Origin of the sequence: Chryseobacterium sp. sg2396, assembly GCF_042610505.1 — a bacterium.
GTDB lineage: Bacteria > Bacteroidota > Bacteroidia > Flavobacteriales > Weeksellaceae > Chryseobacterium.
Map to the genome: position 1 here is coordinate 22,831 of NZ_JBHGAQ010000013.1, position 23,683 is coordinate 46,513.

A 23,683-nucleotide genomic window follows, 5' to 3' on the forward strand; every position below is an offset into this window, starting at 1 on the left:
GGCACAAAATGGATGGATTGAAAATTTTAATAAACTTTTAATGCATAAAGGGGGATTCCTTTTACCGTTTAAAAACGATTTTTCTTTATCTTCGTCATAATGAAAACATTGCGACTCTTTTTACTTTCTTTAAGCGGGCTGGTCTTCGGACAAAATATCCAGAGCATTCAGCTGTTTAATCCACAGACAAATGATGAAACACCGGTGATCAGTTTCGGGCAGCAGCTGGTGCTGAGCTTCGACGACCTAACCAATGCGAGTGAAATTTACCGCTACACCATCAAGCATTATAACCGTAACTGGGAAGATGACAATCTTTTTTTTACGGAAATTGCCAACGGAAGTATGAACGGGCTGCTGGATAAATTCCAGTATTCTTTCAATACATTGCAGGCTTATACGCATTATACGCTGACCTTTCCGAATGATAAAATACAGCCCAAAATTTCGGGAAACTTTGAGCTGATCGTCTATAAAGATTCTGCAGATAAGCCACTGTTTACAAAAAGGTTTTACCTGGTGGAAAACGGGGCTACTCTGGCCGTGGCTGTTTCCCGGTTTGCCGACGCCCGGAATCCGGAAGCCCAGCAAAGGATAGAGGTAAAAGCCCTTCCGAAAGCCGGGGATCTGTCTTCCAACGTGAATTCCATCACGTTGAATGTCATGCAGAACAACAATCCCAACGAAACGGTAAATAACTTAAGGCCGAGCGCAACATTAGGGAATCAGATTCTTTTCCAGCAGATGTCGCTGGTATTTCCGGGAAATAACGAATTCTATTATTTCGACAATAAAAATATGAACATGGCGGCAGATATGGTGCGCGCTGCCGAGCAGATCGACGGGGTAAACCAGACGTATCTTCATCCGGTATGGGCATTTCCGCTGAATTACCAGTATCAGCCGGATGTAAACGGAGCGTGGTATTACCGGAGAAACGATCTGGGTCGGGAAAGGGATGCGGCCCGGGAAGCCGATTATTCGTGGGTGCATTTTTATCTGGATTCCGAGCCGGTGGATAAGGAGATTTATGTGCTGGGCGGATTTAATAATTTTATCCCAACCAAAGAAAACCAGATGCAGTATGATCCGGCGTCAAAAAAATATACAGCCAAAATATATTTGAAACAAGGGTTTTATAATTACATCCTGGCGACAAAGAATCCGGACGGAAGCCTGAATTTCGGGGAAGTTAACGGTAACTTCTGGCAGACGGAAAATCTTTATCAGGCCTTTTTGTATTATGCGCCTTTCGGCAGGAATTATGACGGACTGATCGGGTATGGAGAGTTCAGGACGCCGGTGAGGTAACATAAATCCGTCATATAAACCTCATAGGTTTTGGAAACCTATGAGGTTTATTTTCAATATTGTATATAAAAAACCTCACAAGAAAATTCCTGCAAGGTTAAAATATAATAATAGTCAGAACCGATTAGTTTTTAAAAACGGCCGTAATCAGCAGGTTTTCTTCATCCTCGAAAATATAATGGATATTCACCGGGAAGTCCAGCATGGGCCATACGGAAATTTCACCGCTTTTTGTTTCTTGATTTTGGACCTGAAGGATCCCGTCAATGGATTTCTGCAGTTTTTCTAAAAAATCATTTCCTTTTTTACTTTCTTTTTCCGCGTTGAAAACACGCACAAGAAGCCTTATGTCGTTTTTGGCGATGGAAGAGAGCAATACTTTCATATCATGCACAATATTTTCTCAGCTCGGAAATATTTTCGTAGAAATCTAATTTTGTAGCAGGATTTTCATGATGAAACCGGATCCTGTATAAAATCTCGTCGCGGTGAAATTGCGGGATTTCCACTTCGCTTTTTATTTCAAAGCTTTCCATCATTTTTACAAAAGCTTCCAGCATGGCAGGATTGAAGTTTTCAATTTTATTTTTCAGAATTTCGGCAGTTGTATTCATCATTTTAATTTTTAAGGTTAATGATGTTGTTGTTTGATGGGGTAAAGGTAATGAAAATATTTAAATTTAAAAATTTTATTATAAAATTATAGGGGTTTAATTTAAAATTTAATATTTATTTAGGTTTTGTAATGTTTTTTATAGGGGGGTGGTAAAAAAATCATATATATATAAGTAGAGTATTTATACTTGGTAATAATTCAATATAGTTTGAAATATAATGTAGAGCATAATGAAAAAATAATTCATTAAAAAATATTTTTATTTTAAATAATTTAATTTAAAATTAATATTTGTTTAAAATTTTACTGGATAAATGTATTTGAATATAATATCTTAATTATGATTTTGTTATTGATTTATACTTTCTATTTAATTTTAATTAATTGTATTGTTAATTTGGTGTAAATATTTTGTTAATTAATTTTAAAACCAATATATTATTATGAAAATTAAATTTATCTTAGTATCAAGTGTTGCCGTATCGTCATTTGTCTTCGCACAGAATATTCCGTCAAAACTGGTTCCGTCAAAAGAAGGCCTTCATGCCGAGTTCATGAGATTTGAAAAAGACCGCCCGTCTTTCCAGGGAAGTCCGGTTCTATTTGATGAAACTTCCCAGAGGCTTTCTGCCGCAAAAGGCCGGAAGCTGGGATATGAAAAAGACCAGTTGGGATATGAGACACACCGATTCCAGCAGACCATTAATAATATTCCGGTAGAGTACGGAATGATGGCAGTACAGACGAAAGAAGGCAAAATTATAGGAGAGTCCGGAAAATGGATTGTGAACGCTCCGAAAAACCTGGAAAAAAGTGCTAAAATTTCAGAAAATATCGCTTTACAAAATGCGCTGGTTTTTATCGGTGCCGAATCTTACAAGTGGCAGAATAAGGAAGAGGAAGATTTTATCAAAAGAGAATCCGGTAACAAAAGTGCAAGTTTTGCTCCTAAAGGCGAAATCGTCTATTATTCAGATCCTTCGGATGAAAAAATGAATGATTTGAAACTTGCCTATAAGTTTGATATCTATGCCGAAAAACCTTTAAGCAGACAATATGTTTTTGTAGATGCAAAAGACGGAAAGGTGTTGGGCATTGATGCGATCATCCATGAAGTTAATGCTCCGGGAACTGCTGTCACAGCGTACAGCGGCACCAGAAGCATTACAACCGATTCTTACAACGGAAGCTACAGGTTGCGGGAAACGGGAAGGAACGCCGGAACCGCAGTAGAAACCTATAATTTAAAGAAAGGAACAAACTATTCTTCTGCGGTGGACTTTACGGATGCAGACAACAGCTGGAATAACGTCAACAGCAATAAAGACCAATACGCTACAGATGCGCACTGGGGAGCAGAAATGACGGTTGATTATCTGTATACCAAATTCGGAAGGAAAAGTATAGACAATAATAATTTCGGTATAAAATCCTACGTGCATTATTCTACCAATTATTTCAATGCATTCTGGGACGGTGCCAGAATGACGTATGGTGACGGAAGTTCTTCTACCAACGGCGGAAAACCTTTAACGGCATTGGATGTTTGCGGCCATGAAATAGCCCACGGGATGACTTCCAAAACGGCAAATCTGGCGTACCAGAGAGAATCCGGCGCATTGAATGAGGGCTTTTCGGATATCTTCGGAAATTCAATAGAACTTTGGGCAAGGCCAGCCCAGGCTAGCTGGAAACTTGGAGAGGATTTCAGCTATGTAATCCGTGATATGGCCAATCCGAATGCATACGGCCAACCGGATACTTACCTCGGAACCTACTGGAAAGCGACGACAACGTCAGGTTGTGCAAGTCCTACCCAATCCAATGACTACTGTGGGGTTCATACCAATTCCGGAGTGCTTAATTTCTGGTATTATTTACTGGTAACCGGAGGAAGCGGAACAAATGACAAAGGCTTTGCCTACAATGTTACCGGAATCGGGCTCGATAAAGCGGCTGCAATCGCTTACCGAACGCTGACTACTTATCTTACTTCTTCTTCTACTTTTATGAATGCCAGAACCTATTCTCTTCAGGCAGCTGCCGATCTTTATGGCGCAGGAGGTGCTGAAGTTACTCAGGTTGCGAATGCATGGAATGCCGTAGGCGTAGGAGGCGGAACCTCGTCTGCCCGTAAAATGGCAGCTCCGGATGCATTGCTATATACCATAAGCCCAAATCCTGCTACCGACAAATTTACTGTTTCCTTTGAAGGTAAGGCAGGAAACAGTGTCGTGGAGCTGATGAGCTTAACCGGGAAAAGGGAAGTTTCCGAAAAGGTTAAAACAACAGACGGAGCGAACAGGCTGGAAATCCAACTTCCAGGCAATATGCTTCCTGGAATTTACATCGTAACGGTAAACGGACAGAAAGCAGGGAATTTAATTAAAAAGTAATCTTCAACCCATAAAAAAAGCCCATAGGAATTTATTTTTCTGTGGGCTTTTTTTATGGGTTAAATCAAGAATTTACACCAGGTAAAATTCATTTAATTTTTCTTCACAAAGGGTTTTTACGACTTCTATCCATCGGTCTTCATCGTTCAGACAAGGAATATAATGGAAGCTTTCTCCTCCGGCATGGGTAAACTGGTGTTTTCCCTCTACGGAAATTTCTTCCAGGGTTTCCAGACAGTCCGATACGAAGGCCGGACAGACAATCGCCAGGTTTTTTACCCCTTTTCCCGGAATCGTTTCTAAAGTTTCATCGGTATAAGGTTCGATCCACTTATCTTTTCCTAACCTCGACTGAAAAGAAACGATCGTTTTTTCTTTCGGAATGTTCAGCTTTTCAATCACTCTGTTCGTGGTGCTAAAGCACTGGTGACGGTAGCAGAATTTATGGCTTGGATTGCTTTCCCTTGAGCAGCAGTCGTTCAGGTTGCAGGTTTTCGTAGGATCGGTCTTATAAATATGCCTTTCCGGAACCCCGTGATAAGAAAACTGCAGGGCATCGAAATTTTCGGGAAGTTTTTCTTTAATGCTTTCCGCAAGGCAGTTGATGTAAATTTCCCTGTCGTAGAACGGCTGGATATAATTGATTTTTACTTTCGGAAATTTCTGCTTTCTTACTTCCTCTGCTTTCTCGATAACCGTTTCCGTGGTGCTCATCGCATACTGCGGATACAGCGGAAAAAGAACGATCTCCGAAACGCCCTGGTCTACCAGCTTCTGAATGCCTGCTTCGATGCTCGGCTGGGCATACCTCATCCCGATTTCCACCGGGACATCCACCAGCTTCTGAAGCTTTTTCTGAATTTTTTCGGTAATAACGATCAGAGGAGAGCCTTCATCGGTCCACACCGTTTTGTAGGCTTCGGCAGATTTTTTGGGTCTGGTATTCAGAATAATCCCCTGTACAAGAAGTGCCCGGAAGAACCATCGGTAGTCGATTACCCTTTCGTCCATCAGGAACTCGTCCAGATATTCTCTTACGTCTCCTACTGCGGTTGATCTCGGTGATCCGAGGTTTACTAATAAAATTCCTTTCATAATCATGAGTAATGAGCAATCGGCAATAAGTAATGCAACGGATGGTTATTCATTACCGATTCCTTATATTTTTTATCCGTTTACGGCTTCCACTTTTTCCACAAGATCCGGAACAAACTGTTTTAAAATATTTTCAATTCCGTTTTTTAGCGTCGCTGTAGAGCTCGGACATCCGGAACACGCGCCCTGCAGCAGCATTTTAGCCGTTTTGTTTTCCTGGTCGTATTCCATCAGGGAAATTTTTCCGCCGTCGTTTTCCACCGCCGGAGCCACGTATTCATTTAAAATATCGGAAATTTTCTGTTCGTCAGCAGTATAATCCCTGTTGATTATTTTCTCCACCGGATTTTCATGCTTCTGGGCTTCGATACTGGAAATTTCCCCTCCATTCTGGAGATATTCAGCGATCAGAGCGCGTACGGACATCATTACCTGGTGCCATTCTACAGAGTTATCTCTGGTTACCGCTACAAAATTATCGGATATAAAAACTTCCTTTGCAAAATCAAACTCTTTGAAGATTGCCTGGGCCAAAGGAACCCCTTCTGCCTGTTCCCTGGATTTTACTTCCACAAAGCCTTCCATTAGTAACTTATTGGAAACGAACTTCATCACATTCGGGTTCGGTGTCATTTCCGCGTAGATCTGATACAGTTCTTTTTTCTTCTGAAGATAGATTCTCGGGTTGGCCAGTAATTCGTCTTCAATAACGTTCTTCAGGCTTTCCGCTACATGCTCCCATTCTACGGTGTCCTGTTTGGCCACCGCCACAAAATTCGCAGTAATAAATATCTTTTCAACAAAAGGATAGTTAAAAAGCTCTTGTGCCATGGGAATTTCTGAAATATCGGAATTTCTGTCGAGCTCCAGAGATCCCGGGATCAGGTTATAATCCGCCACAAATTTCATCACTTTCGGGTTTTCGGTAGGCTCTATAAGTATAGTACGCATTTTTTCTTTAAATTTGAGATACAAAAATACGCAATTAGAAATTAGAAGGCAGACATCCGCAGTTAGATTTTTGCTATCGGCATCATTTAAAAGCCGGAAGACAAAAGTATAAGCAACAATCATTTTTAAATTGGCACATAAGTAAATTTTCAAATTAAATATATGGCACTGATCAAAGAACTTTTAAGCAAATCTCCGCAAATTGGAGAAAATACATTTCTGGCGGAAACGGCTGTGATCATCGGCGACGTAGCGATGGGAAAAGACTGCAGCATCTGGTACAATGCGGTGATCCGCGGCGATGTTCATTACATCAAAATGGGAGACAAAGTAAATGTTCAGGATAACGCCATGCTGCACTGTACGTATCAGAAGCATCCCCTGAATATAGGAAACAATGTTTCGATAGGGCATAACGCGATTGTCCACGGCTGTACCATTAAAGATAATGTTCTGATCGGAATGGGGTCTATCGTGATGGATGCCTGCCTCATAGAAGAAAACTCGATTGTGGGTGCCGGTTCCGTAGTTACCCAGGGAACGCATATTAAATCAGGAGAAGTCTGGGGCGGTGTTCCTGCCCGTAAAATCAAAGACATCAGCGCTCAGCTGCTGGAAGGTGAAGTGAACAGGATTGCAGACAATTACGTGAAATATTCTTCGTGGTACAAGGAAAACGTTAAAGAGGTGAATGGTCAATAGTGAATTTTGCTCCGCAAGTGAATTTTTAACGTAATAAAATTGACCATTGACCCGAAGGAATTGACCATTGACATTTAAAGAGTGAATGGTGAATGGTGAATGGTGAATTTTGCTCCGCAAGTAAATTTGACGTAATAAAAATAGACCATCGACCCTAAGTGCGACTGTCCAAAAATGAATATTCCGTAGGAATATTATCTGTGTAGCCAAAAAAATCAACATGTTTTATTAACAGCACGCCGGAGGTGTGCTATCTGTATAACGGTAAAAGATTGCACTCCTACGGAGTGCCGGTTAGGAATTATACATTTATACTACTACGCAGATATTGCTCCTCTGGAGCAAATTACTGTATTTATTAAAAGTAAGTTTATGTAAATTAATGATTTAGTATAATTGATATGAACGGTTAAATGAATTTTGCTGTGTAAGTGAATTTTTTAACCTAATAAAAATTGACCAGAAGAAATTGACCATTGACGTTTGAATGGCGAATGGTGAATTTTGCTTTATAAGTGAATTTTACGGATTTATCAGTTCTGCTTTTCCACTGATGCATTTGATGGCGGTAGGCGGGTTTATCATCATACAGTCGGAGATAACGCCATATTTTTGGTTAAATGCTTTTACCTTTTCCGTATAATCATCAATTCTGCTTAAAATCTCAGCTTCCATTTTTTTAGGGTAAGCGATATATAATTGAGGGCCGCCGCATGCTTTGGCACCCATCGGCGCAAAAGCCCATTCGCTGGCGTTGGTGCATTTTTCTTTAGCCGCTTCGGATTCGATGGAGGCTTTCAGCTGATCCAGCTGTGCCTGCTCGTATCGTTGGCTGCTTTCATTAACAGGCCTTTCAGAAATATCTTTTGGCAGGTTGGCGTCAACATCCTTTGCAGAGCCGCAGGAAACGGATAGTAAAGAAAAACCCAGCAGAAAGGTGGAAATACATGCAATGTGTTTTAACATAATAAAATAATCTGTCTCAAAATTTTCAAAACTTATGCCAAGGTAAGGTTTTTAAAATTCATTTCCGTAATTTTGAAGACGATGAACAATCATTTTTTTGACTTAATAGAACACACCAACCGAAGCGTATTTTTAACGGGAAAAGCAGGAACGGGAAAAACAACTTTCCTCAACGATTTCGTAAAACGTACCAGAAAAAAACACATTGTGGTGGCTCCTACCGGGATTGCAGCGATCAATGCGGGAGGCGTTACCATTCATTCGATGTTTGGGCTGCCGTTGAGAACGTTTTTACCGACCACGGAAAGAATAGACACCAGTCTGGCGAATAATATCGCCGACCTGATGCCCCATTTCAAATACCGGAAAGATAAATTAAAGCTTCTCCGGGAAGTGGAGATCATCATCATCGATGAGGTTTCGATGCTGAGGGCCGATGTGCTGGATATGATGGATTTTTCCCTGAGATTTATCAGACGGAACAACCAGCGTTTCGGTGGGGTACAGATGCTTTTCATCGGGGATCTGTATCAGCTTCCGCCGGTGGTGCGAGATGAGCATATCTTAAAAATGTATTACCATTCTCCTTTCTTTTTCGACAGCCATGCGATTAAGGAAATCCCTCTCATCACTATTGAACTCACCAAAGTCTACCGGCAGTCGGACGAGAATTTCCTGGCGATCCTGAATGCGATCCGTGACGGCGACGTTGCCAATATCGATTTTGAAAAACTGAACGAAAGATACGATCCCGGCTTTAGTTCGGAAGATGAACCTTACGTTTATCTGTGTTCGCACAACAAAATGGCCGACGATATCAACCAGGAAAAACTGGAAGAAATTAAGGTGACGGCCAAGACTTATGAAGCCAAGCTGTTTGGGGAATTCAGGGAGAACCAGTTTCCCAACGAACAGTTTCTGGACTTAAAGATCGGTGCGCAAATCATGTTTATCAGGAATGATATTTCCGGGGAAAAACGGTATTTCAACGGAAAGCTGGGCGAAATTTCCGCGTTGGATGAAAACGAAATTAAAATAATCCTCGACGGAAGCGAACGGGAAATCACGGTGAAAAGGGAAGTCTGGGAACAGAAAAAATATTTCCTGGACACCGATAAGAATATCAAGGAAGAAGTTCTGGGAAGTTTCGAGCAATTTCCGATCAAGCTGGCGTGGGCGGTAACCATCCATAAAAGTCAGGGGCTTACGTTTGACCGCGTAATCATCGATGCCGGAAAAAGTTTTACGGCCGGGCAGGTGTATGTGGCTTTGTCGCGTTGCCGTACGCTGGAAGGAATTGTCTTAAAATCCAGAATCACGCCGGAAGTTATTTTTAAAGATAATCGGATCCTGTCTTTTCATACAGATACCGTTGCCAATGATAAAGTGGAAGCGATCCTGAACAATGAAAAATACGATTACAGCATAAAGAAAGTCCTTCGTACGGTGGATTGCTTATGGTTCGTGAATGAAGTGGAGGAGTGGAATAAACTGTCGGTGGCTACCAAGAGCATCGATCATGTGAAAACAAACCAATTGTATCTTCAGCTGAAGCATGAAATTGTAAACCTCGGAAAAATTTTTGAAAAATTGGAAAGAGTGATTTCCCAGAAAGTCAATAATTTTATTGAGCAGAAAGAGGAGTGGTCGGAGATAGAAAATAAAACCAAAGGCGCCGTTAACTTCTTCTTTACCGAGATCCGGGATAAAGTTTTCAATCCGCTGAAAGATTTTTATGCGGAGATCAAAGGGACCAAAGGCCTGAAACAGTATAACGAAGAATTCCGGGTTTGGCTGGAGGATGTGGAAGAGTATCTGAACAGCCTGAAGGAAATCCATCTGCTGGAAACCAGGCTGCTGGATGAAAAGAACAATCAGGAAGTAAGCATGAAAATTGCCAAAGTTCCCTCCCAGGTGCTGACGTTCCAGCTTTTTGAGCAGGGAAAAACCATCGCCGAGATCGCCCTGGAAAGAGGTCTGGTAAAAGAAACGGTGATCGGGCACCTGGCGAAATTTGCCGAACAGGGATTGCTCGATATTTCAAGGGTTATTACTTCTGACAAAATCAAAGCCTTTGAAGAGATTTTTTATAAAGACCCGAAAGAAACTTTAACGGAATGGAAGAATGTTCTTCCAAGCCATTTTGAATTCAATGAAATCAGGATTTTGATTAATCATTTTAATTACCTGAAAGAGAAAAATCAATAAAATATTGCTGATCTGTCAGTGACAAACCTCACAGGTTTTCAAAACCTGTGAGGTTTTTTTAATATACAATTTAGGAAGAATAAAAACCAGATGAAATTTTGTATTTTTAGGTCTTAAATCCTCATCACAATGAAATATCTATTTACTTTTTTGTTTGCTTTTTTGCTGAATGCAGATCATGATTCCAAATTCAATTATGATTTGCTGATTGGTTCTTGGTCTCAAAAATCGATAGCGAACAGCAATTCCACCGGAATATTTACCTTTAAAAAGGACAGTACCGCAAGTCTGGAAATGATCGATCAGGCTTCCAACGGAATGATTGGTGGAATGAACGGACCTTACAAAATTGAAAGAACCAAAGGAAACCTGAAAATTACGTTATTGGGAAAAGAAAAAACATTTGAAATCCAGGAACTGAGCAAAGATGTTTTAGTGATTCAGAATAAAAAGGAAGGTAAGGAAAAACAGGTGTTTAAACGGTATGCCGAAGAAAAATAAAAGTTTTCTGAAAAGAATAAAGACGGTCAGCAATTGAGAAAATTACTGGCCGTTTTTTTATTTACTAAGCATATCCTGATTGACACGATAGCCTACAATTTTTATATCTCCGTTTTCATCTTTTTCTAAAGTGAAAGTTTCCTGTGTTTTTTCCGTGCCTCTTTTCACATCATAAACGAAAAGATATTCACTTTTGGGATTACTACCTTTTACAACCATAGTTTCCCAGTGAGAAAGATTATATTCTTCAACCGGACCGATTTGCTCCGCCACATTTAAAAGTTCTGTAAGTTTTTCTTTGTTCGTTACACTGAAAAATTTTTCTCCGAACAGCTTAAAAATATTGTCCTGATTTCCGCCATACCGAATTTCCCAATAGAACTTCTGCGGTATTTTCTCGCCATCGGCTTTATCAGATTCCCGGTCTTTATAAAACTGGTTGAAGTTGCAGCTGATCATTAGAAACGACACAAGAAAAAGATAAATAATTTTTGTTTTCATGATTTTATTTTCTGCAATATTAGTAGATTTTCGCTACCTGTTTATATTATTACTGAAATAAAAATTCCCTTATGATCACTTACAATATTTTTATCCATAAAAATTCCTTGTTCTGTATTTTCCGAAAATCTTTTTGGAATAATGATATGATCGATATTTTCTTCGATTTCCGAAGTTACATTAACCAGATTCAGTTCTTCAAACAGCTCTTTTAAAACTGCCGTGGTTTTAGTATTGACAGAAAAACGTTCTTCACCTTTTTTAAATGATGTATTAAAATCACCGACAATAAAAATATTCCTGTTTTCAGTATAAATTTTTCTGCAGTCGTTGATGGTATTCTGCAATTCTGTATCCACAAAAGGTTTTCGGTTAAACCAGGTTCCGATGATGGTACAGTAGAAAATGATAGTACCTAATGCTGTTTCAAACTCCAGTGCCAAATTGGTTTTATCGTCGGTCACCTGGTATCTTTTTGTACAAGCTGTTTTTGAATATAAAATAGTCCGGAACGCTGTTTCTCCTTTCAGGTATTTCGTGTAATTCAGGTTTTCGTATACCGTATTTTCCGGAATGGGAGCACAACAATATCGGTAAGGAAAACTTTTTAGATGGAGATCAACCGCTTCCGTCAATATGAGGAAATCGAAATCAAACAGATCCAGGAATTCCGCTGTCCGGTCGGGCTTTTTCTTTTTTGCCCAGTCGATGTTTAAAGTGGCTATTTTCAATCAGGATATTTTAGGTCTGAAATTAATTTTCTTCGGTTATTGTCGTAAAATGTAAAAGCGCGCATTTCGTTTCTTAAAAAAGTTTCTGCATTCTCCAATTCATTAAATCTTGCTTTATAAGTTTTTTCAAAATCAATGAATTCGAAATGCTTTTCATCCAATACGGTAAAATCAACAAGCTTTAAATATTCCGAAACGGAATTTTTATCAATCATAATTTTTCTGCCGCCAAACCGATGCCGGTCTCGTCCGTCCTTCTTTACTCCTGAAACCCAATATTCCTCGCCGGTTTCAATATCAAAATAATTTCCCCAAATACCCGGGACTTTAAGTTTTTTCAACGCTTTATTGTTGAAATAAATCGTTTGCCCGGATTTTGAAAATTCAACAAATCCAATCCAGGCCGGACCGCTGTGATCACGGAATTTATTTTCAATGTACATTACTTTTGGTTTCATCCTTTAAATTTAATAATATTTATATTGGAAATGCTGAGCCCATTTAAGATAAAAGGCATTAGTAATTAAATGATTGATGTTATCAACAAATGTATCGATCTTCTTGATTCTCTCTATTTTTTCTTGATGGGTTAAAGAATTGTCAGCTGTGACTTCATCTGCAATTCTTTGCCTTAAAGATTGCATATAAAGCTTTTTTTGTTTTGAAATATCATACTGACCTGTTAAATTATCTTGATCTGAACTGACATAAATAGAATATTCGGACTCTGCCGGAAGACGGGATTCCTGATGTCCAAAATAGGTTCCTCCATAAGAAAGATAGCCGAATATAGAATTTATATTTAAGTAAATATCCGTAAGTCTTGTTCTCTGCTCCGACTTTTCTGCTCCTGGATTTCTTTGCTTTATAAAGTAAGCATACAAAAGGCAGTACGTATCCTGGCCTGCTTCACTTCCAAAATTTTTTCCGTACATATAATAAAGAGCTTCAGGACTTTGAATTACTTCATCAAAAAATTCAGGATGGGTGTCAACTATTTTATTGAATATTTTCTTGTCGAATTTTCTTACGATACCGTTTTCCGTTTTTATAACCACAGTATCTAATGTGGTTTGGTGTTTTGAAGATGCCGTATCTGATGTTTTAATCTTTTTAGCTTCCGCACTTTGCGAAAAAAAATTTCCCCTTGATTAAGGAATCCGTTTTAGACTTTATTTGAGGATTTTCTTTTTGTCCGCAACTAAAGATCAGAAAAACCGATAGAGCGGAAATACTATTTTTCACAGTTTTTGTTTTATTTAAGTAAATATACGAAGCAGTATATATTAACCAAAAATTAAATATGTGAATTCGGGACTATTACTTGTTTAAATAAAAAGAAGATTATAAATCTTACACGGTCTCAAATGATTTCTACAGAAAAGCTTCCGGCATCCAGCTTCCCTCCTCCAGCCTTTTGATCCGGTTACTTCTGTAAACTTACGGTAGATTATTCTCAATAGCTTTTCCCTTTCCATCACCATCAATCCTATCAATTACAAAAAGTAACTAATGCGTTTTATTAGCCTTATCTTTGTTCAGTTTTTAAAACTAAAATAAAGAGTATGAAAAATTTCGAAATATCAGTATTGGATCTTGCACCGGTAAAACAGGGAAAAACGGTTCATGATACGTTTCAGGACAGCCTGTCGCTGGCCAACCATGCTGAAAATTTAGATTATAAAAGATTCTGGCTTGCCGAACATCACAATATGGAAAGCATTGCCAGCTCAGCAACTTCGGTTCTGATCGGCTTTATCGCCAACGGAACAAAAAAAATAAGAGTCGGATCGGGAGGGATTATGCTTCCGAATCACAGCTCATTGGTTATTGCAGAACAGTTCGGAACCCTGGAATCCCTTTTCCCGGGAAGAATTGACCTTGGTCTGGGAAGGGCACCCGGAACGGATGGTCTTACGGCTCAGGCCCTTGGTAGAAACCCGGCAATCATCAACGAACAGTTTCCGAGGCAGATCCTGGAACTGCAGAAGTATTTCTCCAAAGAAAATTCAAATGCACTGGTCCGGGCTATTCCCGGAGAAGGGCTGGATATTCCGATGTATATTCTCGGCTCGAGCACCGACAGTGCTTTTCTTGCTGCAGAATTGGGGTTGCCGTATGCTTTTGCCGGGCATTTTGCGCCGGAGCAGATGGAAATGGCTTTCAATATTTACAGGGAGCATTTTGAACCGTCAAAATATCTGGATCAGCCTTACATCATTGCCTGCATCAATGGGGTAGCTGCAGAGACTTCTGAAGAAGCGCATAAAATGTCCACGACTTTATTCCAGGCGTTTATTAATATCATCCGGAACGACAGAAAGCCGTTTGCCCCGCCGGTAGACAGTATGGATGACATCTGGTCACCGATGGAAAGATCGATGGTGCTGCAGAAGCTGCGGTATACCTTGACCGGGGATCAGGCTGAAATTGAAGAGCAGCTGAAAAGCTTCCAGGAAAAGTTTAATGTGGATGAGCTGATGATCAATTCCCATATCTACGACCATCAGAAAAGACTGGAGTCTTATCATATTTTCAGAAAAGCCAAAAATGCCGTATTCGGCGAATAATGAGTATCTTTGCATAAATTAAAAAGTAAAATGTCTGATATTAAGTTAAATACTATTCCTGAGGCCATCGAAGACCTTAAAAATGGTAAAATAATCATAGTAGTAGATGATGAGGACCGGGAAAACGAAGGTGATTTCCTTTGTGCTGCCGAGCTGACGACCCCGGAAATTATCAATTTCATGGCGCTTCACGGAAGAGGGCTGATCTGTATGCCGCTTCCTGAAAAAAGATGTGATGAGCTGGGCCTTGAAGTCATGGTAAGCAGAAGCAGCGATCCGAAGGAAACAGCCTTTACCGTTTCCGTAGACCTTTTGGGGAACGGAACCTCTACCGGAATTTCAGCAGCAGACCGGGCGAAAACCATTCTTGCTTTGATGGATGAAAAATCCAAGCCGACCGATTTTATGAGACCTGGGCATATCTTCCCGCTCCGTGCAAAAAAAGGCGGTGTTCTGAAAAGAGCAGGGCACACCGAAGCAGCGATCGATTTAACGTGTCTGGCAGGATTAAAAGAAGGAGGTGTGATCTGTGAGATCATGAATGAGGACGGATCAATGTCGCGTTTGCCGGAGCTCTACGCTTTTGCGCAGAAACATGACATGAAAATTGTTTCCATCGAAGACCTGATCCATTATCAGCTTAAAAAAGGAAACCTGATTGACCGACTTGAAGAAAGAAAAGTGAAAACCGCTTACGGGGATTTCGATTTTTATGCTTTCAGGGAAACTTCCAATGATCAGATCCATTTTGCTTTGACGAAGGGAAGCTGGACGGTAAACGAACCCGTTTTGGTAAGGGTACAGTCGTCCGATTCGTATTTTGATGTACTGACAAGATTGAACAACGGTGAAAAGCCTTTGCTGGAAAAAGTAACCAATATGGTGAATGAAGCAGGGAAAGGCGCCATCATTTTCATCAATAATGTTTCAAATTCTGAAAATACACTAAAAAAATTACAACAGTTTCTGAACTATCAGGACGGACAGCAGCAGCATCCGACCCTGGCATTCAACTATAGGGATTATGGAATCGGAACACAGATCCTCAAAAATTTAGGAATCAATAAATTTAAAGTCATCACCCAGAATCCGAACATCAAGCCTCAGGTTGGAGGATATGATGTGGAGGTAACGGAAATGGTGCAGCTGTAAAGTGAATGGTGAATGGTTAATTCGCTTTGCTTATGAATTTTTGTTTTTGAACTTAAATTTACCATTGACAACACATACAAATGGCTTGAGAATTTCCTCAAGCCATTTGTATGTTTTCAAAGCTCCTGAAGCCGTTCAGGAAATCTTTGATGTTCATTCTTTTCTTTCCTTCCAGCTGTAACTCTGTGGGAAAATAGATGCCATCTTCAGCATAAATTTTAAATTCATTCTTTGAAATATCCAGGGTTCCGGCAGGTTTTCCGTGATCTGCAATTTCAAACCTGCCACCGAAAATTTTCAGTCCTTTTTCTTCCTCTCCGATTTTTAATGTGGTAAAAGCGGCCGGATAGGGCGACATTCCCAGGATAAACTGATGGATTTCCTTTGCGTTTTTATTCCAGCCAATTCTCGTGTCTTCTTTAAAGATTTTAAAGGCATTTTTCGGATGTTCAACCTGCGGCTGAGGTCTTTCGGTGATTGAATTTTCAGCAAGTCCGTCCAGGGTTTTTACGACCAGTTTTGCCCCCATTTCCATCAGCCGGTCGTGAAGGCTCCCGGCATTCTCATCGGGTAATATTGTTAATTCTTCCTGCAGCAGAATATGGCCTTCATCAATTTTTTCATTAATAAAAAACGTTGTGGCTCCGGATTTTTCTTCACCATTGATGATGGCATAATTGATCGGGGCGGCTCCACGGTAATCGGGAAGGAGGGAAGCGTGAAGATTGAAAGTTCCCATCTTCGGCATTTCAAATAGAACTTTTGGCATCATCCGGAAAGCGACTACTACGAAAACGTCGGCATCCAGCTTTCTCAGTTCTTCTAAAAACTCCGGGTTTCTTAATTTTTCAGGCTGAAAAACCGGAAGATGATGTTCTACGGCAAAAACTTTTACGGGAGATTGGGCGATCTTCTGTCCGCGCCCGCTTGCTTTATCTGCAACGGTAACAACACCTACTACTTCGTGGTGAGACTGGTGAATGGCTTCCAGCGCAGTTTTTGCAAACTCGGGAGTACCCAAAAATACGACTTTCAATGATTTCATAATGCAAAGATAAAACCTTTAGGAAAGGATCAAAAGATTTAAAAATATTTATTATTACTTATGCTGATTGCTCATTACTCATGCTATAGCGTATGTTCTGAAGTTAAGCATTTTTATTTTTCCCGTATCCAAAAGGAAAATCAAATTTTCCAGAATGTTTTCTTTGGAATGGTAGCTCAGCTGGATCGACAGTTCTTCAATGGTGGCCGGCCGTTTGACCAGCAGGTTAAGGATCTGATTGGAAATATTTTTCCCGAAAATGGACTGTTTATTTTTCTCACAAACGGAGCACTGTCCGCAATTCTTTGTGTTTTTTTCACCGAAATAACTTAATATCAGCTTCATTTTACAATACTGATTATCTTCCAGGAAAAACTTCATTTCTTCCCACTTCTGGATTTTATTTTTCTGAATGTGTTCAAAAAGTTTCCAGTAGACAGAGCTGTTTAGTCTTTCGTCTCTCGGTTTTAAGAATTTGACACTGGACAGAGCGCCATCTACATATTCCACATAGCCTTTCTGATGGAGTTCTTTCAGTCTTTCCTTGATAAGCTCAATGCTTACCCCGATTTTACCGCTCACCTGCTGTTCACTGAACATCACTTTGTGCGTGGTAATACCGGAAATGGAACGGAGCATCAGTTCCAGGAAATAGGCATCTTTTTTCGGCAACTGATCAGTTTCATCGGCTTCCATCATAAGCTGGAGTGAAGAAAGGCTTTTATAATCATTAAAATAAATAATTTCCTGGTTGTGAAGAAACCCCAGAACATTTTTGATCTTTGCTGTAGAAAGCCTGGTAAAATTATGAATCGCGTTGATATTTAACGAAAAGATTTTTTCCGGCAGTTCAAATTCAGCTACCTGAAATACAGAGTAAAGGTAAGTTATAATCTTGAGAAATTCCGCTTTATTCGGAATTTGATTTTTCAGGATCTGATCAAAATTCAGGAGTTCCTGTGTATTCCACAGGAGGAATGCAAAACTTTCCTTACCGTCCCTTCCGGATCTTCCGATTTCCTGATAATAGTTTTCGATCGAGGGGGCAGGAGAGTAGTGGATCACAAATCGTACGTTATCCTTATCGATTCCCATTCCGAAAGCATTGGTGGAAATCAGAACATGATTATCGCTGGTATTCCAGATGCGCTGCCGGGTATTTTTTTCCTTGGTGGATAAACCGGCATGGAAAAAATCTACATGTGTCAACTGGTTTTTCTGTAAAAATTCACTCAGCTGCTCAGCTTCCCTTCTTGTTCTTACATAGACAATCCCGGATTCATTGGTGAATTTTAAAATATCAAAGACTTTCTGAAATTTATCTGAAATCTCTTCTGTGAAAATTTTGATATTATCCCTTTTAAAACTTTTCTGAAAAACTTCAGGATCTTTTAACCCCAGCTTTAATTTGATTTCATCAAGTACTTTTGGTGTTGCTGTGGCTGTTAGTGCAAGGCAGTGAATTTCAGGATGATTTTGTCTGAATTCTTTTATATTCTGGTAACTGGGACGGAAATCCTGTCCCCATTCTGAAATACAGTGGGCTTCATCCACCGCAATAAAGGAAAGAGCAATTTCTTCAATATGCTGAAGGAACTGTTTATTCGTAATCCGCTCGGGGGAAATATATAATATTTTGGTTAATCCTTCCTTACAGCGGTCATAAATCGTTTCTGCATCGTATTCATCAAGTTCCGAAGATAGATATTCAGCTTCTATTCCGCGGGCTTTTAGTTGGTTGACCTGGTCTTTCATTAAGGCCAGCAACGGAGAAATAACCAGGCAGGTTCCTTCCCTTAGCAGGGCGGGCAGCTGGTAACAAAGGGACTTTCCCGCACCGGTCGGCAACAGGACAAGCGTATCTTTTTCACGGATTACAGAATCAATGATCGCTTCCTGGGCATCACGGAAATGATCGTACCCCCAAAAATGTTTTAGCGTTTTGAATTTTAGCTCCTGAAAATCTTGCTGAGAAATCATAGGATAAAAATAATATAATAAAAAAAGCCACGCAATGCATGGCTTTATATAATTTAATAATAAAATTATTATTTAGCTTCGAAATAAACTCTTCTGTTTGCTCTGTTTTTCCATTCAGGACATTTAGTAGCAGGGTCGCACTCAGGGTATTTAAGGTCTTTTTTACCTCTACCGATCGCGTCAAGTTTACCGGATTGAACTCCGTTTTTAATTAAATAATCTTTAACGTTGTTTGCTCTTCTTTCAGATAATTTCTGGTTGTAAGCTTCAGAAGCTCTTGTATCGGTAGCACCGATTACTGTGTAAGAACCTGATGAAGAATTGATGTAGTTAACAGCATTGTTAAGGATCGGAGTGTTGGAAGGTAAGATTCTGTCTGAATTCAGATCAAATTCAATTCCTTCTAATGTTCTTGTATCATCAGTTACCGGGCCAACTGGAGTAGGAGCCACTGTAGGGCAACCTTGGTTTTCTACAGGTCCGGGAACGGTTACACACTTATCGTAAAGGTCGATTACACCATCAAGATCCGTATCAAGAGCTACACCTGCACCGTCAACTCTTGCTCCTGCAGGAGTGTCAAGCTGTCTGTCCCAATCGTCGCAAACGCCATCGTTATCAAGATCTCCTTTCTTACATACTTCGATATCCTGGTTTTTGTTAGCCAATACATCAAGCTTGTAATAGATTTCCTGAAGTGGGTCATGCCACATTAAGTGAGATTCGTGTTTTCCAAGCTTTAAGGAAATACCTAACGTCGCGTTAACGAAGTTATCGGAAACCTGCTCTTCACGTTGGTTGATCGCGCTATACTTAGCACCTCCTCCGTCGAATTGATCGTCATTGGTTACTACATACATTACTCTACCTTCGATATCCAGTCTTCTGTTCACTTTGAATTTAAGACCTGCACCTGCCTGAGCAAACATTGATCCTAGTTCAAATGCTTTAACCTGATTTGCAAGCCTCTGGCCGTTTTCATCTTTCTGGTATGCTCTGTAAGATAAAACTCCTACCCCTGCATATCCGTGAAGTGCCCATCTGAAAGGTGAATGATTATCCACTCTTCTTAAAAGGTTCGAGAAGTTGATGTCTCCTAATAATGAGATTGCATCATACTGAGTTCTTGCACCTACCTGCTGTGTTACAGAAGCATTTGCCGGAGCAGAGTCTTTAGTATTGAAAAAACCTTGTCTTGTTTCACCTCTGTCATACTGTAGATTAAGACCGAAAGCATGCGTAATTGCTTTATCAATACTTACATATGCAGAATATCCAAAAAGGTTTGAACCGTTACCGTTTTTTATGGATGTTAAGTCTGCAGATTGCATCAATGGTACACCGGCACCAATGGAAATTGCCCAATCGTTAAATCTTTTTGATTTATCTGTAAACGGGGAAACATTCGCGGAACCCGAAGAGAATGTATTCGGATATTGTCCTGATGAAGCCACTGCAGTTGAGTCTTGTGCAAAAGCAACTGTAGGAACAGTTAAAGCCAATGCAACAATTGCTAAACTTAATTTCATAGTGTATTTTTTATTTAGTTAATTAAATGATTTAGTTATTTTGTTGTGGTGGTAGGACATCCCTGATTTTCCACAGGTCCCGGAACCGTTACACACTTATCGTATAAATCGATCACACCATCCAGGTCCATATCCAATGCAACTCCCGCGCCATCTACTCTTGCTCCTGCAGGAGTATCAAGCTGTCTGTCCCAATCGTCACAAACGCCGTCGTTGTCAAGGTCTCCTTTTTCACATACTACAAGTTCCGTGCTTTTGTTTTCAAGAACATTGGCTCTGTAATAAGCTTCCTGAAGAGGGTCATGCCAAGCTAAGTGGGTATCGTGCTTTCCAAGTTTGAAAGAAACTCCCAAATTAACAGTCCATGCGTTATCAGATCTGCCTTTGTTGATCATGTTGTACTTCGATACTTTCGAAGACGGGTCATAATCTGCAGGACCTGCATATCCACCGCCATCAAACTCATCATCTCCACTCATGATATACATGGTTCTCGCTTCGATGTCGATAAGTTTGGAAACGTTATATTTCACCCCTGCACCAAACTGGTAATAAAAGGAGTTAATAGCAAATTTTTGCTCAATAAATAAAGGAATTCTTTTAGGATCATTGCTCCATCTGAATTCATTGTTGTCATACAATGATGTCTTGTAACCCATGAAGCCTGCACCGGCGTAACCGTGTAATGCCCATCGGTAAGGAGAATGGTTATCAACCCTTCTCAAAAGATTTGAGAAGTTAATATCTCCCATTAAAGCAACCTGGTTATACTTTGTGTTTGCTGTGGCAACTCCGGCAGCAATACCGGCTGCACCTTCCAACTGGGCCTTTTGTGTGGTTTCACCTCTCTGGTAGATAAGGCTTAGACCGAAAACATGCGTAATCTGTTTGTCTAAGCTTACATACGCATTATATCCCCAATTGATCTTTTTATCATAGATGGATTTAAGGTCGGAATGCACCATGAATGCAGCCCCACCACCCACTGATACCGACCAGTCGTTGAATCTTTTGGCTTTGTTGTTAAAAGGTTGAACATTGGCAGAACCTGAAGAGAATGTATTCGGATACTTATCATTTGAAGTAACAGCTATACTATCCTGTGCATACGAAGCAATAGGCAATGCGGCCAATAATAATAAACCTAATTTCATACAATATGTTTTATGTTTTATATCAGATAAAATCTTTTAATAATATTTTAGAAAATTCCCTTTCAAAAATATGCTTTCTATGGGGGATTTCTAATCTTTCAGAGCTAAAATTAAGCCAATTAAAGGTTACGATATCTATGTCTATTACTCTGTCAGTATATACACCTGATATTTTAGAATCGTTTACCCTTCCCATTTCCGCTTCAATGCTTTTGATTTGTTCAAGAAGCTTAATAGGTGAAAGATCGGTAAATATTATCAATGCAATATTACAAAAAATATTGGAACTGGCAAATTCTACGGGCTCAGATGTTAAAAATTCACTAATTTTTAATATTTGATTTCCGCTGTCTTCCAGTTTTTTTATTGCGGTTTCCAGATTTTTTTTTCGGTCTCCGAGGTTACTTCCTAGTAACAAAACCACCTTATGCTGCGACATATTTAGAAATGATTGATTATATGAAAAGTTTTTTAAAAAATGTACTGGCAAATATAGTGGCAATTGTCATCTTATGTGTCGTGTTTTTCTTCTTTTTTATCATAATGCTTGTGTTCAGCGCGATGGGTAGCGAGAAATCAGTTGCGGTAAAAAAGAATTCCGTGCTTACCATTAATCTTAAAACAAATATTATAGACAGTCCCACAGAAGCGCAGCAAGGGATATTTGATATCAGAGACCAGAGTAAAAATGTTTTAATCTATGACGCTATCGAGGCCATCAACAAGGCAAAGACCGATGACAACATCAAAGGAATCAGCATTGAAGCAGATTATCTGAGCGCCGGTATTACCCAGATCGATGATCTCAGGAATGCCATTCAGGATTTTAAGAAAAGCGGAAAATTTGTGTATGCTTACGGTAATACGGTTTCTCAGGCTGCCTATTATCTGGGATCGGTAGCAGATCAGTATTATCTGAATCCCGCAGGAATGATCGAACTGAAAGGCTTGGCAACGGAAGTCTCCTTTTTTAAAGATTTCGCAGATAAATATGGAATCGGGATAGAAGTTATCCGACATGGGAAATTCAAATCTGCTGTGGAACCTTTTATCAGAAACGAGATCTCTCCAGAAAATAAAGAACAGCTGAGTACTTTACTGAATGACATCTGGAAAAATACTTCTACAAGAATGGCGGCTTCCAGAAAGATCGATACGGCACAGTTCAGAACGGTGGTGGATAGTCTTTACGGGATGATTCCTGATTTGGGACTGAAGTATAAACTGGCTGATAAACTTATTCAGAAAACGGAATACGACCGTATGATGCGTACTAAATTGAATTTAAAAGAAGATGATAAGCTAAATAAAATTTCTTTAGGCAAATATATCGATTCGTATTCAGATGATGAAAATTCAGGCGACAGGGTAGCGGTTCTGTATGCATCAGGATCTATCAACGGGGGGGATGATTATAACGATATTCATTCGGAAAAATATATTAAATACATCAAAGACCTTCAGGATGACGATAAAGTGAAAGCCGTTGTTTTCAGGATCAATTCTCCGGGGGGGAGCGCCAATGCTTCGGATGAAATTTTATTCGAGCTGCAGCAGCTGAAAAAGAAAAAACCACTGGTGGTATCTTTCGGGGATTATGCTGCTTCCGGAGGATATTACGTCGCGATGGCCGCCGATAAAATTTATTCGGAGCCTAATACGCTTACAGGATCCATTGGTGTTTTCGGAGTAATTCCGTACTTCAAGGATATTGCCAATAAAAACGGAATCCGTTCCGATATTGTTGCCACCAATGCCAATTCGCAGTATTATTCTACCTTAAACGGAGTGAGCCCGTACGGGGTAAATATGATTACCAGAAGCGTGGAAGGTACCTATAAAAGATTTGTGCATTTTGTAACCGGGAACAGAAAGAAAACCTTTGAGCAGATCGATAATATCGGTGGCGGAAGAGTATGGAGTGGAGTAAGAGCCAAACAAATCGGTCTGGTAGATGAACTGGGAACGCTGAATGACGCCATAACGTATGCTGCTCAGAAAGCCGGGCTTAAATCTTATAATGTAGCCTCGTATCCAAAGAAGATGACACCATTCGAGCAAATCTTCAAAAACCTTAACGAAGATGATATTTCGGCAAGAGTAGTTAAGAATAAAATAGGAAAAGCCAATTATGAATTGCTGGAGCAGATCGTGGAAGAGAGAAAGCTGCAGTCGGAAGTGAAGATGGAAATGCCTTATCAGATTAAAATCAACTAAGCTCAATTATATTGTAAAAAGAACGGCGGACCTGAAATTCAGATCCGCCGTTTTAATT

The 23,683-nt window shown here is 39.9% G+C and carries 22 protein-coding genes; 8 read left to right on the forward strand and 14 right to left on the reverse strand.

Annotated elements, in window-relative coordinates; translation table 11 throughout:
- The first annotated feature begins 99 nt into the window (after positions 1-99).
- Complete coding sequence (locus tag ACED20_RS13915; protein WP_294240095.1) at positions 100-1,311, forward strand: type IX secretion system plug protein domain-containing protein; 1,212 nt, start codon at positions 100-102, stop codon at positions 1,309-1,311.
- Between the two features lie 124 nt (positions 1,312-1,435).
- On the opposite strand, the gene ACED20_RS13920 is transcribed toward ACED20_RS13915, so the two are convergent.
- Both ACED20_RS13920 and ACED20_RS13925 read right to left on the reverse strand, forming a co-directional pair.
- Entirely contained in the window at positions 1,436-1,696 is a 261-nt protein-coding gene (locus tag ACED20_RS13920) for a hypothetical protein (RefSeq protein WP_294197752.1), read from the reverse strand.
- Position 1,697: 1 nt separating this feature from the next.
- Positions 1,698-1,928, reverse strand: coding sequence for a hypothetical protein (locus ACED20_RS13925; RefSeq protein ID WP_294197754.1), 231 nt, complete (start codon positions 1,926-1,928; stop codon positions 1,698-1,700).
- A gap of 442 nt (positions 1,929-2,370) precedes the next feature.
- Here ACED20_RS13925 and ACED20_RS13930 point away from each other — a divergent pair, with 442 nt between their 5' ends.
- Positions 2,371-4,323: a M4 family metallopeptidase gene (locus ACED20_RS13930; RefSeq protein ID WP_294240098.1), complete on the forward strand. Its 1,953-nt coding sequence runs from the start codon at positions 2,371-2,373 to the stop codon at positions 4,321-4,323.
- A gap of 72 nt (positions 4,324-4,395) precedes the next feature.
- Here the strand turns inward: ACED20_RS13930 and hemH are convergent, their stop codons facing one another.
- Both hemH and ACED20_RS13940 read right to left on the reverse strand, forming a co-directional pair.
- Positions 4,396-5,424, reverse strand: coding sequence for a ferrochelatase (gene hemH, locus ACED20_RS13935; protein ID WP_294240101.1), 1,029 nt, complete (start codon positions 5,422-5,424; stop codon positions 4,396-4,398).
- Between the two features lie 66 nt (positions 5,425-5,490).
- The gene (locus ACED20_RS13940; protein ID WP_294197758.1) at positions 5,491-6,369 is read right to left on the reverse strand and encodes a NifU family protein; all 879 of its coding nucleotides are present in this window, start codon (positions 6,367-6,369) and stop codon (positions 5,491-5,493) included.
- A gap of 162 nt (positions 6,370-6,531) precedes the next feature.
- Here ACED20_RS13940 and ACED20_RS13945 point away from each other — a divergent pair, with 162 nt between their 5' ends.
- The gene (locus ACED20_RS13945) at positions 6,532-7,071 is read left to right on the forward strand and encodes a gamma carbonic anhydrase family protein (protein ID WP_294240103.1); all 540 of its coding nucleotides are present in this window, start codon (positions 6,532-6,534) and stop codon (positions 7,069-7,071) included.
- A 522-nt stretch (positions 7,072-7,593) separates the two neighbouring features.
- On the opposite strand, the gene ACED20_RS13950 is transcribed toward ACED20_RS13945, so the two are convergent.
- Positions 7,594-8,037 carry a hypothetical protein gene (locus tag ACED20_RS13950; protein WP_294197761.1) on the reverse strand — a complete coding sequence of 148 codons (444 nt, stop codon included), beginning with the start codon at positions 8,035-8,037 and terminating at the stop codon, positions 7,594-7,596.
- Between the two features lie 81 nt (positions 8,038-8,118).
- Here ACED20_RS13950 and ACED20_RS13955 point away from each other — a divergent pair, with 81 nt between their 5' ends.
- Positions 8,119-10,245, forward strand: a complete 2,127-nt coding sequence (locus tag ACED20_RS13955) for a helix-turn-helix domain-containing protein (protein WP_294231269.1) — start codon at positions 8,119-8,121, stop codon at positions 10,243-10,245.
- A gap of 129 nt (positions 10,246-10,374) precedes the next feature.
- On the forward strand, positions 10,375-10,746 hold the full coding sequence (locus tag ACED20_RS13960) for a hypothetical protein (protein ID WP_294202643.1): 372 nt from the start codon (positions 10,375-10,377) through the stop codon (positions 10,744-10,746).
- Between the two features lie 57 nt (positions 10,747-10,803).
- Here ACED20_RS13960 and ACED20_RS13965 read toward each other — a convergent pair whose 3' ends face one another.
- The 4 genes from ACED20_RS13965 to ACED20_RS13980 are packed head-to-tail and all read right to left on the reverse strand — an operon-like array spanning position 10,804 to position 12,913.
- On the reverse strand, positions 10,804-11,247 hold the full coding sequence (locus ACED20_RS13965; RefSeq protein WP_345766456.1) for a hypothetical protein: 444 nt from the start codon (positions 11,245-11,247) through the stop codon (positions 10,804-10,806).
- A gap of 41 nt (positions 11,248-11,288) precedes the next feature.
- The gene (locus tag ACED20_RS13970; protein ID WP_378105265.1) at positions 11,289-11,978 is read right to left on the reverse strand and encodes a hypothetical protein; all 690 of its coding nucleotides are present in this window, start codon (positions 11,976-11,978) and stop codon (positions 11,289-11,291) included.
- Entirely contained in the window at positions 11,975-12,436 is a 462-nt protein-coding gene (locus tag ACED20_RS13975; protein ID WP_378105268.1) for a mannose-1-phosphate guanylyltransferase, read from the reverse strand. Before ACED20_RS13975 ends, ACED20_RS13970 begins: the two co-directional genes overlap by 4 nt.
- A 9-nt stretch (positions 12,437-12,445) precedes the next feature.
- A complete protein-coding gene (locus ACED20_RS13980) occupies positions 12,446-12,913 on the reverse strand; it encodes a hypothetical protein (RefSeq protein WP_378105270.1) in 468 nt (155 codons plus the stop codon).
- 630 nt (positions 12,914-13,543) lie between these two features.
- Between ACED20_RS13980 and ACED20_RS13985 the strand changes: the two genes are divergently transcribed.
- Together ACED20_RS13985 and ribB are read left to right on the forward strand one after the other, a co-directional pair.
- On the forward strand, positions 13,544-14,548 hold the full coding sequence (locus ACED20_RS13985) for an LLM class flavin-dependent oxidoreductase (protein ID WP_294240118.1): 1,005 nt from the start codon (positions 13,544-13,546) through the stop codon (positions 14,546-14,548).
- A gap of 30 nt (positions 14,549-14,578) precedes the next feature.
- Positions 14,579-15,700 carry a 3,4-dihydroxy-2-butanone-4-phosphate synthase gene (gene ribB, locus ACED20_RS13990; RefSeq protein WP_294202651.1) on the forward strand — a complete coding sequence of 374 codons (1,122 nt, stop codon included), beginning with the start codon at positions 14,579-14,581 and terminating at the stop codon, positions 15,698-15,700.
- A 97-nt stretch (positions 15,701-15,797) separates the two neighbouring features.
- Here ribB and fmt read toward each other — a convergent pair whose 3' ends face one another.
- The 5 genes from fmt to folK form a co-directional block, all read right to left on the reverse strand.
- Positions 15,798-16,745 (reverse strand): methionyl-tRNA formyltransferase, encoded by a 948-nt coding sequence (gene fmt / locus ACED20_RS13995; RefSeq protein ID WP_378105273.1) that lies wholly within the window; start codon positions 16,743-16,745, stop codon positions 15,798-15,800.
- Between the two features lie 78 nt (positions 16,746-16,823).
- Complete coding sequence (locus ACED20_RS14000; protein WP_294231285.1) at positions 16,824-18,725, reverse strand: ATP-dependent DNA helicase RecQ; 1,902 nt, start codon at positions 18,723-18,725, stop codon at positions 16,824-16,826.
- Positions 18,726-18,793: 68 nt separating this feature from the next.
- Positions 18,794-20,254, reverse strand: coding sequence for an OmpA family protein (locus ACED20_RS14005; protein ID WP_294202656.1), 1,461 nt, complete (start codon positions 20,252-20,254; stop codon positions 18,794-18,796).
- Between the two features lie 35 nt (positions 20,255-20,289).
- The gene (locus ACED20_RS14010) at positions 20,290-21,408 is read right to left on the reverse strand and encodes an OmpA family protein (RefSeq protein ID WP_294202659.1); all 1,119 of its coding nucleotides are present in this window, start codon (positions 21,406-21,408) and stop codon (positions 20,290-20,292) included.
- 22 nt (positions 21,409-21,430) lie between these two features.
- A complete protein-coding gene (folK, locus tag ACED20_RS14015; RefSeq protein ID WP_294222421.1) occupies positions 21,431-21,847 on the reverse strand; it encodes a 2-amino-4-hydroxy-6-hydroxymethyldihydropteridine diphosphokinase in 417 nt (138 codons plus the stop codon).
- Between the two features lie 20 nt (positions 21,848-21,867).
- Here folK and sppA point away from each other — a divergent pair, with 20 nt between their 5' ends.
- Positions 21,868-23,625 carry a signal peptide peptidase SppA gene (sppA, locus tag ACED20_RS14020; protein ID WP_378105278.1) on the forward strand — a complete coding sequence of 586 codons (1,758 nt, stop codon included), beginning with the start codon at positions 21,868-21,870 and terminating at the stop codon, positions 23,623-23,625.
- The last annotated feature ends 58 nt before the right edge of the window (positions 23,626-23,683 follow it).

Coding starts and splice junctions, on each gene's coding strand:
- folK (WP_294222421.1), bottom strand. CDS start 21,847: ATGTCGCAGCATAAGGTGGTTTTGTTACTAGGAAGTAACCTCGGAGAC.
- ACED20_RS13930 (WP_294240098.1), top strand. CDS start 2,371: ATGAAAATTAAATTTATCTTAGTATCAAGTGTTGCCGTATCGTCATTT.
- ACED20_RS13920 (WP_294197752.1), bottom strand. CDS start 1,696: ATGAAAGTATTGCTCTCTTCCATCGCCAAAAACGACATAAGGCTTCTT.
- fmt (WP_378105273.1), bottom strand. CDS start 16,745: ATGAAATCATTGAAAGTCGTATTTTTGGGTACTCCCGAGTTTGCAAAA.
- ACED20_RS13965 (WP_345766456.1), bottom strand. CDS start 11,247: ATGAAAACAAAAATTATTTATCTTTTTCTTGTGTCGTTTCTAATGATC.
- ribB (WP_294202651.1), top strand. CDS start 14,579: ATGTCTGATATTAAGTTAAATACTATTCCTGAGGCCATCGAAGACCTT.
- ACED20_RS13925 (WP_294197754.1), bottom strand. CDS start 1,928: ATGATGAATACAACTGCCGAAATTCTGAAAAATAAAATTGAAAACTTC.
- ACED20_RS13940 (WP_294197758.1), bottom strand. CDS start 6,369: ATGCGTACTATACTTATAGAGCCTACCGAAAACCCGAAAGTGATGAAA.
- ACED20_RS13915 (WP_294240095.1), top strand. CDS start 100: ATGAAAACATTGCGACTCTTTTTACTTTCTTTAAGCGGGCTGGTCTTC.
- hemH (WP_294240101.1), bottom strand. CDS start 5,424: ATGATTATGAAAGGAATTTTATTAGTAAACCTCGGATCACCGAGATCA.
- ACED20_RS13950 (WP_294197761.1), bottom strand. CDS start 8,037: ATGTTAAAACACATTGCATGTATTTCCACCTTTCTGCTGGGTTTTTCT.
- ACED20_RS14010 (WP_294202659.1), bottom strand. CDS start 21,408: ATGAAATTAGGTTTATTATTATTGGCCGCATTGCCTATTGCTTCGTAT.
- ACED20_RS13960 (WP_294202643.1), top strand. CDS start 10,375: ATGAAATATCTATTTACTTTTTTGTTTGCTTTTTTGCTGAATGCAGAT.
- ACED20_RS14005 (WP_294202656.1), bottom strand. CDS start 20,254: ATGAAATTAAGTTTAGCAATTGTTGCATTGGCTTTAACTGTTCCTACA.
- ACED20_RS14000 (WP_294231285.1), bottom strand. CDS start 18,725: ATGATTTCTCAGCAAGATTTTCAGGAGCTAAAATTCAAAACGCTAAAA.
- ACED20_RS13975 (WP_378105268.1), bottom strand. CDS start 12,436: ATGAAACCAAAAGTAATGTACATTGAAAATAAATTCCGTGATCACAGC.
- ACED20_RS13955 (WP_294231269.1), top strand. CDS start 8,119: ATGAACAATCATTTTTTTGACTTAATAGAACACACCAACCGAAGCGTA.
- ACED20_RS13980 (WP_378105270.1), bottom strand. CDS start 12,913: ATGTACGGAAAAAATTTTGGAAGTGAAGCAGGCCAGGATACGTACTGC.
- ACED20_RS13985 (WP_294240118.1), top strand. CDS start 13,544: ATGAAAAATTTCGAAATATCAGTATTGGATCTTGCACCGGTAAAACAG.
- sppA (WP_378105278.1), top strand. CDS start 21,868: ATGAAAAGTTTTTTAAAAAATGTACTGGCAAATATAGTGGCAATTGTC.
- ACED20_RS13945 (WP_294240103.1), top strand. CDS start 6,532: ATGGCACTGATCAAAGAACTTTTAAGCAAATCTCCGCAAATTGGAGAA.